The sequence below is a fragment of the Olsenella profusa F0195 genome, assembly GCF_000468755.1.
GTDB lineage: Bacteria > Actinomycetota > Coriobacteriia > Coriobacteriales > Atopobiaceae > Olsenella_F > Olsenella_F profusa.
This window is the reverse complement of sequence record NZ_AWEZ01000006.1, coordinates 31,458-44,407: the sequence shown is the minus strand read 5'-3', so window position 1 is coordinate 44,407 and position 12,950 is coordinate 31,458. Positions and strand designations below refer to the sequence as shown.

Genomic DNA, 12,950 nt, shown 5'->3' with positions numbered 1-12,950 from the left:
CCATGGCTGGGATCCCCCATGAATATGGTATGTCGGTTACGACAACCGAAGCCTAACCCACGCTGTCACATAGATGGCCTCTGCTTCATGGAGCAAGGCCCCGGTCACCCCCGCATATCGTCCAGGGCGCATGACGACGCGACGCAGGTACACCGACTACGCGGCAAGCCGCATATGGGCATAGAACAGGATCGCCGCCAGCACGAGGACGACGAGGGCTCCCGAGACGTCAACAAGCACGCCGCCAAGGCGACGATGGCGAGCCCAGGGGATCAGTGCCGACGAGCAGCGGTGATATGTACGCCACAGGAGTACGACTAGGGCAATAAACCCAACCATGCTCTGCAGCAGGAGCTCCGCGCAGGCAAGGGCGATGAGGTTTCCGAGGGCATAGCCTGCGTCACCCACGCGGTAGTGCCTGTAGGCAATTCGCAGGAGGTATGCCACAAACAGTTGGGCGCACCCGGCAACAAGGTCGATGGCTGCCGACGGACTCCCATTGAAGAGATCCCTCAGGCTATCTGACGTCAGACCACCTGTGGCGAATGACAGGCTGACGATGATGGCGAGGACATCGAGGCAGAGAACGACCTCGACCACAGTGAACGTCCGTCTCGTAAGCTGTTCGCGCTTTGAAAGGCACGATGCGTCAAGAGGTGCGATGAGCCAAGGAGCATCTGCCCGCATATGCGCACGTGCCGCTCGGCACGCGCGCTCGACACGATGCGGATCCGCTCGCGTGCCCATCACCGCAGACCGTGACCTCTGTGACTTCCTATGCCCCTTGCCCATCGTGCCCTCCCCCACGTCATGTCGTACGCCCGATTCGCAGGCCACGCCCCACACGGCTTGCATGAGGACGTGGCCAGCATCGAGACTGAGATGGCGCACCGACTTACTTGAGCTCGGGCCAGTAGCCCTTGTTGGCCTCGATGAGGTCATCGAGGACCTCCTTGGCGACCTGAGCCGACGGGATGGTTGCCGAAAGGGTCAGCGCCTGCCACAGCTTCTGGTAGCTGCCTTCGACCCAGGCCTGCACCACCAGCTTCTCGACCGAGACCTGCTGCTCGAGCATGCCCTTTTGGAACTGCGGCACCTTGCCCTGGCAGATCTTCTCGTAACCGTTGGCGCCTACGATGCAGGGAACCTCCACCATGGCCGTCTCGTCGAAGTTGGAGACGGCGCCATCATTGGGAACGATGAGCAGGAAGCGCTCCTTGGTGTTCTCGGCAAGCGCACATGCCAGGTCCACGATGTAGGTCGCATGGGCATCCGCCTCGAACCCGCAACCCTCCGAGGTGCCTTTGGCAATGATGTCGCGACAGGCGCCAAAGACCCGCTTCTCTCGTCCATCCATGACCTCATTGGCACGCGTATAGTTTGGATTCGAGGTCTCGACGACATAGTCGGGGAACAGATAGTACTTGAGGTACGTGTTGGGGATGGTCTCGGGATCGACGGCCCAGACGTCCTTGGCCTTGCCAAAGGTATAAATCCACGACTCGTCGATGTGCTGTTCCCTGCCCTCCTCGTGCTCGATGCCGTCAAGGTAGCCGTTCTTCGCCATGTGTCTCTTGATCTCGGGCATGAGATCGTTTCCCTCGCTGTCGTACACCTTCGTGAACCAGCCAAAGTGATTGAGGCCATAGTAGCTGTACTGCAGGGACCTGCGCCCACCCTTCACATGGCACATGGTCGCCATCTTGTCCATGAGGTCGATGGGCATGTCACAGATGTTGATGATGCGGGAGTGGGGACGCAGCACGCGACAGGCCTCCGCGACGATCGCGGCAGGGTTCGAGTAGTTGAGCATCCATGCGTTGGGAGAGTACTTCTCCATGTAATCGAGAATCTCGATCACGCCACCAATGGAGCGCATGCCATAGGCGATGCCGCCGGCCCCGCACGTCTCCTGGCCCAGCACACCGTGCTTGAGTGGAATCTTCTCGTCGAGCTCTCGCATGGCATACAGCCCTACGCGAATGTGAGCGAGCACGAAGTCGATGCCCGTGAACGCCTCGACTGGGTCGGTGGTATACGAGAAGTCGAGCTCGGGAGCATGCTCCCTGAAGTAGATCTCGCACGCCTTGGCAACCGTCTCCTGACGCTCTGCGTTGTTATCGTAGAAGACGACCTTGTCGACGGGAAAGCGATCATGCTCTTCGAGCAGCATGAGGGCAATGCCCGGGGTAAAGGTCGACCCGCCACCGGCGATGGTAACCGCATAGCTCTTCTTTGACATGGTTCCTCCAACTGGCCGCTCATCCTTGTGGGACATGGCACGGCGGCCCGACGTACCATGCCCTTCATTACCTAGTCCTCTTGCTCACCGAGCAGCCGTTCGAACTCCTCGCGCACATAAGGAACCGAAAGACCGATGATGACCTGGGCAGACTTGCCCTTCTTCGAGATGCCCATGGCGCCCACCTGCTTGAAGTCCTTGTCCTCGCCTATAAGCGCCTCATCCCTCACGTTGACACGCAGGCGAGTCGCACAGTTGGTAACGTCAACGATGTTGTCAGGGCCACCAAGCAGGTCCATGACGTTGGCGGCAAGAATCGCACGCTTGGACGGGCCCTCCCCCTGGACGGTACCGCCCTTTGATTCGAGGTAGTCCCTCTTCGACTTGAATTCGATGTACTCATCGACATCTTCACGCCCGGGCGTCTTGAAGTCAAACCTCAGGATGAGCGTCCTAAAGACGATGAACCAGATGCCGGTGAACACCAGACCTATGATGAGAGCCAGCAGGTACGTCATGCCGTGAGAGGCCATGAGGGGAATGAAGTCCATGGAACTCATCTCGATAAGCCCTCCGGAGAACACGCCAACCACACCTGCCAGATACATGCAGGTAGAGAGGCAGGCAGCTAAGATGGCATGGACAACGAAGAGCACGGGCGCTATGAAGAGGAACGTGAACTCGATGGGTTCGGTGATGCCGCACAGCGCCGCCGTGAGCGTGATGGGAATGAGAAGACCCAACAGCTCTGCCCTACGCTCGGGTTTCGCAGTGTTATAGAAGGCAAGCGCTATGCCCAGGCAGCCAAAGACCTTGGACCAGCCGGTGCTGGTAAAGCGCGCCCAAGGCGCAATCTGTGCCAGGGAGTCGGTGGATGCCGCAATCTTGGGCAGCTCGTTGGCCCAGGCCGAGTAGATGCCGCCATGCACGACGATGTTGTCATAGAAGAGGGGCGAATAGAGCAAGTGATGCAGGCCGAATGGTATGAGAATGCGCTCCAGAAATACGAACACCCAGACGCCCACGTACCCCGTACTCAACAGGAAGCCCTGAAGGGCCGAGATGCCGTCCTGGACATGAGGCCAGATAACGCAGGTCAACAGCGCCGTAGGCAAAAGGACGAAGAAGCAGACGACGTACACGAACACCGAGCCGTTGAACACACCCAGCCACTCGGGTAGCTCGACATCAAAGAACCTGTTGTGAATGGCAATGATGATGCCCGAGATGCAGAGGGCCCCAATCATGCCCATGTCGAGCGTCTTGATGCTCGCTATGAGGGCCAGGCCCGAGGCTGCACCCGGATCAAGCGACATGTCGACACCAAAAACACCTCCCCACTGTGTGAGCATCGTGTTGACGAAGTACTGAAAGGTAAGGTATCCCACCAGCGCTTCCATACAGCAGCGGGCGTTCTGTTTTGACGCCAGGCCGATGGGCAACGAGACGGCAAACAGCAGGGGAAGCTGGTTGAACACCGTCCAGCCACCCTGAAGGATGACGTTCCAGCACTGGTACCACAGTGAGTCTTTGGCGGCCAGGCTACCAAAGATGACCTCGGTCGTGAACAGCGTGCCCAACCCAACGACCGTTCCCGCGAAGGCAAAGAGCAGCACGGGGGTGAACATCGCACCACCAAACTTTTGAATCTTCTGCATCATAGGCATGATCCTCTCCGTGAGCCGGTGAAGTCGCTCGCCCTGAGACGACTCCTCGTCATCGTCCGAACAGACTCCATCTCCTCGGCGCCTAAGGGAACATCACACTTGTCCGGACAACTTATATAGTATTTTTAATCAACTTGTTCGGACAGGAATAGCTTGTTCGAACAGATTTGTACCAACGGACATATATGTGGGCTGAGCGGCATAACGACATGACATGCGCCCTGGTGGGAGATGATGGGCATTGGCAAGGGCACTGTTTCAGAACATATACAGGGACATCCAGAGCGGCATCGAGCGTGGACTCTATAGCTATCAGTCGATGCTCTTGTCCGAGAGTGAGCTGTGCGCCCGCTACGGATGCTCGCGCTCCACGGTACGCCGCGCACTCTCGGAGCTTGCACTCAACGGCTATGTGCAACCCATACAGGGCAAAGGCGTTCGCATCATCTGGCGACCGCAGACTGACGACAGGGGCGCGCCAGATAACCTTGAGTCATTTGCGGAGCGTGCAAGGCATCAGGGTTTCGAGAGCACTGTATACGTGCGCTCCTTCGAGCGCATCACTGTTGACGAGCGACTCTCTCAGGCAACCGGCTTCAGTCCAGGAACGCCTATCTTCGTCATCAACCGTGTGAAGTCGGCAGATGGCATCCCCGTCTCGATCGAGACCTCCCATCTGCTGGCTACCGAGGCACCCGCCCTCACGCCTCGTGACGTGGAAGGCTCGCTCTATGCGTACCTCGAGTCACAGGGCGTGGCAATCACCACGGGCAAACGCACCATCACCATAGAGGCGCCCAACGATGATGACCAGATGATCTTTGGCATCGATGGCCCCCAGGCAGTTGGGGTCATACGCGGGCACTTCTTCGACTCTCAGGGCATCATGTTCGAGTACTCCGAGATCCGACAGAAGCCCGACTTCTTCACCATACATGAGACGTGTACCCGAACCATGATGCCCCATGGCACTGCACCCGTCTCATCGAGGCACTGAGCTGACTCCTGCCCACCCTTACGTCACCCAAGCAGACGCGAAGAACCACGAGCACTGCTATTGAGCACCCTAGTGCAACGGAATATGCGCGAATGGCTCATCACCTTTTGCGCGCTACTCGGAACTTAGAGGATGTGTGCCCCAAAATTCCCCTGCCTTCCTTGGCATCCGTATCATCGTGCCTTCCAAAATCGCACCTTCGCAGTGCGATATGACATACGTCAGCCGGTGGGTAAAATCCCCAAATCCCTTGACATCCGTATCTACTGTATATACTGTACATATACAGTAAGGCAACAGAGCAGCGGGGGAGGGCTCGCGTGGACGTCATCATCTCCAACTCGAGCGACAAGCCCATCTACGAGCAGATCGTCTCGCAGATGAGGGACGCCATCCTCACAGGCGAGCTCGACCAGGGCGAGGCGCTCCCCTCCATCCGCTCGCTCGCCAACGACCTGCGCATCTCGGCCATCACCACCAAGCGCGCCTATGCGGAGCTCGAGGCCCAGGGCTTCATCGACACCGTGCAGGGCAAGGGCAGCTTCGTCACCGGTGGCAACGTGGAGCTGCTGCGCGAGGAGCGCATGCGGCAGGTGGAGGAGCTGCTCGGCAAGGCGCTGGACAAGGCCAAGGCCGTCGGCATCGCCACGGCCGAGCTGCACGAGATGCTCGACACGCTCGCCGAGTCCGACTGAGGGGAGACGCCATGGAAGACCTCATCCGCATCAAGGACCTCACCAAACGCTACGAGGGCTTCACGCTCGACGGCGTCTCGCTCGACGTCGCGCCGAGCGAGGTCGTGGGCCTCGTCGGGCGCAACGGGGCCGGCAAGACGACCCTCATCAAGAGCCTCCTCGGCCTCATCCCCTACGACGGCGGCGCCGCAGAGCTGCTCGGCGAGAGGGCGAGCGTCACGAACCCCCGGCTCGCCGCCGTCAAGCGGCATGTCGGCACGGTCTTCGACACGATCGCGTTCCCGCAGACCCTCAGGGTGCGGGATGTGGCGACCCTGGGCTCCCTGTCATATGGGGACATGTGGGACTACCAGCTCTTCGATGGCCTCGTGCACGACGTCGCCCTCGACGGCAAGAAGGTCGTGCGCGACCTCTCGCGCGGCATGGGCATGCGCCTGCAGCTCGCCTTCGCGCTCGCGCACCGCCCCGACCTGCTCGTCCTTGACGAGGCCACGGCCGGGCTCGACCCCCTCGCCCGCGAGGACGTGCTCGACGTCCTGCGCGGCTTCATGGCCGAGCGCGAGGGACGTGGCATCCTGCTCGCCACGCACATCACCACCGACCTCGAGCACATCGCCGACCGCATCGTCTGCCTGGACGAGGGCCGCATCACCTTTGCCCTCACGCGCGATGCGATCTGCGACGAGGCGGGCATCGCGCACCTGCGCTCCGAAGAGGCCGAGCACCTCCTCGGGCCCGGCATGCGCTACCTGCGCCACGAGTACTCCTGCGACCTGCTCGTGCCGGACCGCCGCGCGTTCGCCCGCGAGCACCCGAACATCGCCGTCGATGCCGCCGACATCGAGTCGTACATGACCATCACGCTGAAGGGGGACCTCGCATGAAGACCATGCTCCTGATCGACCTCGTGACCATGCGCAAGAACGCCGTGCTCATGTGCCTCGTTCTGGTTGTCCTCGGAGCGTTCAACGCCTATATCCTCAAAGACGTCACTGTGTTCCTCCTGCTGTGCATCATGTGCGGCATGGTCTCCTCCTACACGTATCTCCTTGGTGTCTTCAGCATGGAGGAGAACAACGGCTGGGGTCAGTACCGCCTCGCGCTGCCGCTCACGCGCAGACAGGTGGTGCTCGGTCGCTACCTGAGCGTGCTCGTCAGCGCCGTTGCGGCCTTCGCGCTGTTTTCCCTCATCGCATATGGTGTCATCGCCACCTCCCAGCCGCTTGGCCTGTTCCCCTCCGAGATGCCCCCGTCATCAGGCCTTATCATGATGACGCTCTATGGCATGGCGGCGCTGTTCGCAGGCGCCTCGCTTCTCATGCCCCTTGTCATATGGCTCGGCCTCAACCGCGGCGCCAGGGTCATCGCCCTGCTCCTCGTCATGCTCCCGCCTCTGCTTCTGAGCGCCTTTGGTGACACCATCCTCGGCGAGTTCAGCAGCTCCCTCAGCAGCTCCCTGAGCACCACCGCGCCCGTCCTGCTCCTCGCAGGCTCCCTTGTGCTCTACGCCGCAAGTGCGCTCCTCTCGGTACGCCTCTACGAGGCGCGCGAGCTGTAGCTGGTATCATGGCGACGGGCTCTCGAGACTCGTGCGGACTTTTTACGCGAGCACTATGCCACTCCTCCGTGCATAGCACACCATGGACGGGTATAGATGAGGGTAGCGGCACGACATAGCCCACCGGTATCGCCGACAAGCGAAAGGAAGCCATCATGGCACTCGACAACAGCGTCTCTCAGATTCTCAACGCACAGATCAACAAGGAGCTCTACTCCGCCTACCTCTACATGACCTTTGCCGACTACTACGACGACCGTGGCCTCAAGGGCTTCGCCAACTGGTACGTGATCCAGTCGAAGGAGGAGGTCGACCATGCAAAGATCCTGCGCCGTTACCTGCTGGACAACGACGTCCTCCCCAAGATGGAGGCCATCGCCCAGCCCGACCTCACCTTTGCGGACGACCTCGCGCCCCTCACGGCCGCCCTCGAGCACGAGCAGTACATCACCAAGAGCATCAGCGAGTGCTACGCCGTAGCCCAGAAGGTCAGCGATCTGCGCACCATGAAGATGCTCGATTGGTTCGTCGAGGAGCAGGGCGAGGAGGAGGCCAACGCCACCGAGATGGTCACCAACATGAACCTCTTCGGCTCCGACCCCATGGGACTCTACAACCTAGACCGCGAATACCAGACGCGTACCTACACCGCCCAGACCGCCCTGGCGATGTAGCTTGTCCCGTCAGATTACACGCCGACACGGGAACGCGGGAAGTCGTCCACAAGTGCCGATGTCCTTGGCGCAGGCTTCACGCCCACCCCACGGGTCGGCAGGATGCGCTCCTGGCAGGCTTCCCCACACGCTTCGCCACCGGCTCATGGCATGGGGACATGCCCGGTCTTACCGGCGATGTCGTCGCCTAGCCAAAAGCGAGGGCTGTCCGCGACAGATCGTCCGCTTTGGCAGGCTCGCCTGTCCCTCCAGGGCCACCTGGAGGGACAGGCTGCGGGCGGCACGGTCAGCTCATGCCGCTCGGCATGTCCCACTCCCCTCGCCCTTCCCTCCCCCGGATCGCCTCCATCCCGGTTGTGGTTGTGCGAGGTTTTCTCGATAAAAACGTCTCGCGTGCGGACTGGAATCCGCACGCGAGACAAGGATCGCTAAAAAACCTCGCACAGCCTAAGGAGCTGTCCGCACGGGGACTCCCCGGAGGGCCTGGGAAGGCGCTAGTCGAGACGAGCGTTGATGCGCCGGGCGATGGAGGCGGGGTCGCCATCCTCCAGGGTCTGGGAGCGGAACTCCTCGTCCATCAGCATGATGGCGACCTTGGAGAGTATCTGCAGGTGCGTGGTGCCAGCCTCCGCATCGGGGATGAGCAGGGCGATGGCAACGCGGATGGGCTTCTTGTCCATGGACTCCCATGCGACGTCACCCGCAAACTTAACCACGATGACGGCGGCATCGGTGATGGCGGCACTCTTGGCATGCGGAATGGCGAAGCTCCCCATCATGCCCGTGGTACCCTCGCCCTCACGGGCCTTGAAGGCCTCGAGAACGGCCTGCTTGTCGTTGGCAAGGCCCAACTCCACAGCCTTGCCCGAGATGAAATCGAGTGCCTCATCAACGGTGGTGGCGGGGTTATCCAGAAAGACGTTGCTTGCCTTGACAAAATCACTCATCGACTTCTCCTCCATGATCCGTTCGGTGGCTCGGGACTGCCTGCTGCATCCCTGGACGCCGCATCAGTAACGTGAGTCAAGAATACCACCAAATGCGGGGCATGGACCTACAGCAGCCCCGCTTGCGTCAGCCCTGCATAGGCGGCGCCATACATGCCGGCATCGTTGCCCAGGCTGCATGGCAGGATGCGCGCGTCCGCCGAGGTGGACAGGCAGTGCGAGCGATACGCCGCCGCCAGGCGCGTGGAAAAGAGGTCGAATGCCCCCGCCACGCCACCGCCGACGAGATAGGCGGCCGGATCGATGGTCGCGGATATCTGTGCCAGAGCAAAGCCCAGACGGTCACACATGACGTCCACCGCGATGTCTGCGCACTCGTCACCCTCCTGCAGGGCACGGAAGACGGAGATGGTGTCGGTCTCGTGCACGATGTGAGCGGGCACGGCATCAGATCGCTTGCACTCGCGGCGGTAGAGCCATACCAGCCCCTTGGCGGAGGCATACTGCTCCAGGCACCCATGGCGGCCGCAGCCGCAGGTGCGCTGCTCGCCCTCGGGCTGGACGGTGATGTGGCCTATCTCGCCGCCGGCACCGAACGCACCACTCACGAGCCTGCCGCCGATGACCACGCCGCCACCCACGCCCGTGCCGAGCGTGATCATCACAAAGCTGCTGATGCCCTTGGCCGTGCCCTTCCAGAGCTCGCCGAGGGCGGCGGCGTTGGCGTCGTTCACAAAGGCGAGCTGCGAGCCGGGAAAGGCCTCCTGCAGGGCGTTGCGCATGCCCTCGGAATCAAGCGCGACGTTGGGGAAGAAGCCCACCTTGCCCGTATCGTCCACGGGGCCAGGCACGTCAAGCCCCATGGCGACCACATCGGACCCCGTGTGTCCCGCCGACACGACGAGCTGGTCCAGTCCCTCCGTGACCTCCCCAAATGCCGCCGTGCTCGTCAGCTCGCCCGTGGGGATCCTGGTCCTGCCAATGACCTCGCCATCAAGGGAGAGCAGCCCCGCCTTGATGGATGTGCCGCCCACATCGATGCCTAGCACGCACCTGGTTTCCTCCGCCATGATTGGCCTCCGTTCTCCCCGCCCGATACCATCGGGCACTCATGCTCACAGACCCTTTCAGTATCGCGCTCGGGAACGCAAATGGGCCTCACAGGTCGATAGCCGCTCCATTTGGTTGGCGTGCGGACTAGACTAGGGGCGTATGTCCACAACACCGTCAAACGCAAGAGAAACGGGGAACCCCATGGCAGACGAGAGCGTCACCGCACCCAACACCCATCAGGCCGCGCATGCGGCGCCCTCGGACGGCATGCCGCCCAAGACGAGCCCGGCCGCCATCGGCAACCCCAAGGCGGACATAGACGCCCTCGACAACCTCGAGCGCCACCGCTACGCGCATCGCTATGCGAGCACGGGCATCTCGTGCTATGGCCCCTCGCTCGATCCCGCGGACGCCACGGCGGACCGCGGCGAGGCGCTGTCCATCCTCGAGGAGGAGGACCAGGCCCTGCTCTGCTCCAAGGAGACTGGCGAGCTCCTGGAGCGCCTCTCCAAGATGGGGCACATCCTCACCGAGACGCAGGAGGCACAGGCACGCATCATCCAGCGCGACCGGGCGCGCCTCGTGGGCGTCCCCGCCGACGTACAGGGTGGCTTCGCACGCCTCACCAACGAGGCGGACGCCGTGTGGCGCAAGGCCAAGGCGGATGACGACTGGGCGTCCTTCGAGCCCTACCTCGACCGCCTGGTGGCGCAGGCCACCACCATCGCCAGGCTTCGCAGACCCGATTCCGCCCCGTACGACGTATGGCTGGACGACTTCGAGCATGGCACCGACCGTGGCTTCTACGACGCCTTCTTTGCCGAGGTCAAGCAGGCAGTGGTGCCCCTGCTCTCCGCCATCCGGCAGAAGGGCTGGCAGCCGCCGCGCACCGTCGTCGAAGGCAAGTTCGACGAGCGCCGCCAGATGGAACTCGCCTACGACCTCATGAGGCTCGAGGGGCTCGACGGCAACAAGATGCTCCTGGCCACCACCGAACACCCCTACAGCGACGCCCTCACCACCAACTACGGCTTCATCGCCTGTCACGTGCGCGAGGATGACGTGTGCTCCAACGTGTTCACCATGCTGCACGAGGGGGGCCATGCCCTCTACGAGACGGGCGTGGAGTCCGCCTACAACTACACGTCCCTCAAGGGTGGCACGTCATCGGGCATGCACGAGGGACAGTCCCGCTTCTTCGAGAACTACGTGGGCCGCTCGCGCGCCTTTGCCGGGCCGCTGCTCGCCGTGATGGCCAGCCACTTCAAGGGGCAGTTGGGCCGTGTGACGCCCAACCAGTTCTACCTGGCCGTCAACCGAGCCGAGGGCACGCCCGTCCGCACCGAGGCGGACGAGCTCACCTATCCCCTGCACATCCTCGTCCGCTATGAGATCGAGCAGATGCTCTTTGCGGGCGAGTGTGCGGCCAGGGACGTCCCCGCGCTGTGGAGCGCCAAGTACCGGGAGTACCTGGGCGTCAAGGTGCCGAGCGACGCCCAGGGCGCCCTGCAGGACACGCACTGGGCCGATGGCCTCTTTGGCTACTTCCCCACGTATGCCCTGGGTGGTGCCATCGGCGCACAGCTGCGCCATCGGATGATCGCGGAGGGCATGGACTGGGATGGCGTGCTCGCGAGCGGCGATCTCTCCCCCATCCACGCCTGGCTCAGGCAGCACATATGGCGCTTCGGGCGCTCCAGGGACGCGGGCGAGCTCATCGAGGCAGCCTGTGGCGAGCCCTTCTCGGCGCGCTACTACACCGCCTATCTCACCGAGAAGTTCTCGGCCCTCTACGGGCTGTAGGATCATCGTGCGAGCGATTCTCCAGCGCGTGCGGCGCGCATCCGTCTCTGTGGATGGCACGGAGGTGGGCCGCTGCGGCAGCGGCTACCTCATCCTGCTGGGCGTGGCGCCCCATGACAGCGACAGGACGGCGCGGCTCCTCTGGGACAAGGTCTCCCACCTGCGGGTATTTGCCGACGAGACGGGACGGATGAACCGCTCGCTCCTCGACGTGTCGGGCGAGGTGCTGGTGGTGAGCCAGTTCACGCTCTATGCGGACTGCCGACGCGGTCGGCGGCCCAGCTTTGCCGGTGCCGCCGAACCCGCGGTGGCCAGCAGGCTCTACGAGCGCTTCTGCAGCCTTGCCGAGGCGGATGTGGCGCAGGTGGGTCGCGGCACCTTTGGGGCGCACATGGAAGTCTCGCTCGTCAACGACGGGCCCGTGACCATCTGCCTGGACACTGACGAGCTCACGACCCCACGCCACCGCTAGCAAGACTTTTGTTACCATGCCCTCTAGTTGCGGCTCAGGATCATGCCAAACGATTGCACCACGACCAGGGGGGAACAGATGAAGAGGTTCATGAGCGAGTTCAAAGAGTTCATCATGCGGGGCAACGTCATGGACATGGCCGTCGGTGTCATCATCGGCGGCGCGTTCACGGCCATCGTCACCTCACTCACCAGCGACATCATCCAACCGCTCATCGCCATCCTCTCCGGTGGTGGCACCGATGCCACGGGCATGGACATCACCGTGGGCAACAACACCATCGGCTTCTCCAACTTCATCTCCGCGATCATCAACTTCCTGATCGTGGCTCTCATCGTGTTCATGATGGTCAAGGCCATCAACAGGCTGCAGAAGGCCACCGCCAGGCTCACGCACAAGCGGCAGGAGGAAGAGGAGGCCGCAGCTCCCCTCTGCCCCCACTGCCTGGAGGAGGTCAAGGTCGGCGCCACCCGCTGCCCGCACTGCGCAGGCGAGATCCCCGGTGGTGCCACGGCACGCTAACGGCCCCGCGCGCTACATGCGCTTGTGCCTGCCCCAGAAGTTCCAGTTGGCCCGTCGGCCCTTGGGGCCGTGTATGGCCGCCGCACGAGGCCGGAACGACTTGCAGACGTTCTCGGTGCGCAGGAACTCCTTTCCAAAGGGGTCGACCATGGGAACGAGCTTGCGGGGATCCTCGTCAAAGAAGCGCTCGGGGTCGGTGTGTACATGGGGGTTGGCAAGGGTGTAGCCCTTACCGCACGCGCACTGGTATGCGCCCGATTCCTCATTTTTTGACAGTGTGGCAAACACACAGTCGCAGCAATGCAGACCGCCAGCCATGG

At 62.3% G+C, this 12,950-nt stretch carries 14 protein-coding genes; 8 read left to right on the top strand and 6 right to left on the bottom strand.

Annotation, left to right across the window (positions count from 1 at the left end; genetic code table 11):
* Window positions 1-156: 156 nt before the first annotated feature.
* The 3 genes from HMPREF1316_RS00670 to HMPREF1316_RS00660 form a co-directional block, all read right to left on the bottom strand.
* On the bottom strand, window positions 157-600 hold the full coding sequence (locus HMPREF1316_RS00670; RefSeq protein ID WP_051332851.1) for a hypothetical protein: 444 nt from the start codon (window positions 598-600) through the stop codon (window positions 157-159).
* Between the two features lie 295 nt (window positions 601-895).
* Window positions 896-2,242 (bottom strand): 6-phospho-alpha-glucosidase, encoded by a 1,347-nt coding sequence (locus tag HMPREF1316_RS00665; RefSeq protein WP_021724950.1) that lies wholly within the window; start codon window positions 2,240-2,242, stop codon window positions 896-898.
* 71 nt (window positions 2,243-2,313) lie between these two features.
* Window positions 2,314-3,909, bottom strand: coding sequence for an alpha-glucoside-specific PTS transporter subunit IIBC (locus HMPREF1316_RS00660; RefSeq protein WP_232204379.1), 1,596 nt, complete (start codon window positions 3,907-3,909; stop codon window positions 2,314-2,316).
* Window positions 3,910-4,150: 241 nt separating this feature from the next.
* Between HMPREF1316_RS00660 and HMPREF1316_RS00655 the strand changes: the two genes are divergently transcribed.
* The 5 genes from HMPREF1316_RS00655 to HMPREF1316_RS00635 all read left to right on the top strand — a co-directional run bounded on the left by HMPREF1316_RS00655 (window position 4,151) and on the right by HMPREF1316_RS00635 (window position 7,833).
* Window positions 4,151-4,906: a GntR family transcriptional regulator gene (locus tag HMPREF1316_RS00655; RefSeq protein ID WP_021724998.1), complete on the top strand. Its 756-nt coding sequence runs from the start codon at window positions 4,151-4,153 to the stop codon at window positions 4,904-4,906.
* 320 nt (window positions 4,907-5,226) lie between these two features.
* Window positions 5,227-5,601 (top strand): GntR family transcriptional regulator, encoded by a 375-nt coding sequence (locus HMPREF1316_RS00650; RefSeq protein ID WP_021724991.1) that lies wholly within the window; start codon window positions 5,227-5,229, stop codon window positions 5,599-5,601.
* A gap of 11 nt (window positions 5,602-5,612) precedes the next feature.
* Entirely contained in the window at window positions 5,613-6,485 is an 873-nt protein-coding gene (locus HMPREF1316_RS00645) for an ABC transporter ATP-binding protein (RefSeq protein WP_021724980.1), read from the top strand.
* Window positions 6,482-7,159 (top strand): ABC-2 transporter permease, encoded by a 678-nt coding sequence (locus HMPREF1316_RS00640; RefSeq protein WP_021724989.1) that lies wholly within the window; start codon window positions 6,482-6,484, stop codon window positions 7,157-7,159. The genes HMPREF1316_RS00645 and HMPREF1316_RS00640 overlap by 4 nt, the downstream gene beginning before the upstream one ends.
* Before the next feature lie 155 nt (window positions 7,160-7,314).
* Window positions 7,315-7,833 carry a ferritin gene (locus HMPREF1316_RS00635; RefSeq protein ID WP_021724982.1) on the top strand — a complete coding sequence of 173 codons (519 nt, stop codon included), beginning with the start codon at window positions 7,315-7,317 and terminating at the stop codon, window positions 7,831-7,833.
* Window positions 7,834-8,327: 494 nt separating this feature from the next.
* On the opposite strand, the gene HMPREF1316_RS00630 is transcribed toward HMPREF1316_RS00635, so the two are convergent.
* Both HMPREF1316_RS00630 and HMPREF1316_RS00625 read right to left on the bottom strand, forming a co-directional pair.
* Window positions 8,328-8,780, bottom strand: coding sequence for a fructose PTS transporter subunit IIA (locus HMPREF1316_RS00630; RefSeq protein WP_021724979.1), 453 nt, complete (start codon window positions 8,778-8,780; stop codon window positions 8,328-8,330).
* A gap of 107 nt (window positions 8,781-8,887) precedes the next feature.
* Window positions 8,888-9,850 carry an ROK family protein gene (locus HMPREF1316_RS00625; RefSeq protein ID WP_040650689.1) on the bottom strand — a complete coding sequence of 321 codons (963 nt, stop codon included), beginning with the start codon at window positions 9,848-9,850 and terminating at the stop codon, window positions 8,888-8,890.
* Window positions 9,851-10,034: 184 nt separating this feature from the next.
* Here HMPREF1316_RS00625 and HMPREF1316_RS00620 point away from each other — a divergent pair, with 184 nt between their 5' ends.
* The 3 genes from HMPREF1316_RS00620 to mscL all read left to right on the top strand — a co-directional run bounded on the left by HMPREF1316_RS00620 (window position 10,035) and on the right by mscL (window position 12,630).
* Window positions 10,035-11,636 (top strand): carboxypeptidase M32, encoded by a 1,602-nt coding sequence (locus HMPREF1316_RS00620; RefSeq protein ID WP_021724961.1) that lies wholly within the window; start codon window positions 10,035-10,037, stop codon window positions 11,634-11,636.
* Between the two features lie 7 nt (window positions 11,637-11,643).
* On the top strand, window positions 11,644-12,108 hold the full coding sequence (gene dtd, locus HMPREF1316_RS00615) for a D-aminoacyl-tRNA deacylase (RefSeq protein WP_021724939.1): 465 nt from the start codon (window positions 11,644-11,646) through the stop codon (window positions 12,106-12,108).
* Between the two features lie 90 nt (window positions 12,109-12,198).
* Entirely contained in the window at window positions 12,199-12,630 is a 432-nt protein-coding gene (gene mscL, locus HMPREF1316_RS00610) for a large conductance mechanosensitive channel protein MscL (protein WP_232204377.1), read from the top strand.
* Between the two features lie 12 nt (window positions 12,631-12,642).
* Here mscL and HMPREF1316_RS00605 read toward each other — a convergent pair whose 3' ends face one another.
* A complete protein-coding gene (locus HMPREF1316_RS00605; protein ID WP_021724943.1) occupies window positions 12,643-12,948 on the bottom strand; it encodes a hypothetical protein in 306 nt (101 codons plus the stop codon).
* Between the last annotated feature and the right edge of the window lie 2 nt (window positions 12,949-12,950).

Bases quoted from the DNA above. Each gene is read 5' to 3' on its own strand.
- HMPREF1316_RS00665 (WP_021724950.1), bottom strand. From the start codon at position 2,242: ATGTCAAAGAAGAGCTATGCGGTTACCATCGCCGGTGGCGGGTCGACC.
- HMPREF1316_RS00660 (WP_232204379.1), bottom strand. From the start codon at position 3,909: ATGCCTATGATGCAGAAGATTCAAAAGTTTGGTGGTGCGATGTTCACC.
- HMPREF1316_RS00645 (WP_021724980.1), top strand. From the start codon at position 5,613: ATGGAAGACCTCATCCGCATCAAGGACCTCACCAAACGCTACGAGGGC.
- HMPREF1316_RS00640 (WP_021724989.1), top strand. From the start codon at position 6,482: ATGAAGACCATGCTCCTGATCGACCTCGTGACCATGCGCAAGAACGCC.
- HMPREF1316_RS00635 (WP_021724982.1), top strand. From the start codon at position 7,315: ATGGCACTCGACAACAGCGTCTCTCAGATTCTCAACGCACAGATCAAC.
- HMPREF1316_RS00630 (WP_021724979.1), bottom strand. From the start codon at position 8,780: ATGAGTGATTTTGTCAAGGCAAGCAACGTCTTTCTGGATAACCCCGCC.
- HMPREF1316_RS00625 (WP_040650689.1), bottom strand. From the start codon at position 9,850: ATGGCGGAGGAAACCAGGTGCGTGCTAGGCATCGATGTGGGCGGCACA.
- HMPREF1316_RS00620 (WP_021724961.1), top strand. From the start codon at position 10,035: ATGGCAGACGAGAGCGTCACCGCACCCAACACCCATCAGGCCGCGCAT.
- mscL (WP_232204377.1), top strand. From the start codon at position 12,199: ATGAGCGAGTTCAAAGAGTTCATCATGCGGGGCAACGTCATGGACATG.
- HMPREF1316_RS00605 (WP_021724943.1), bottom strand. From the start codon at position 12,948: ATGGCTGGCGGTCTGCATTGCTGCGACTGTGTGTTTGCCACACTGTCA.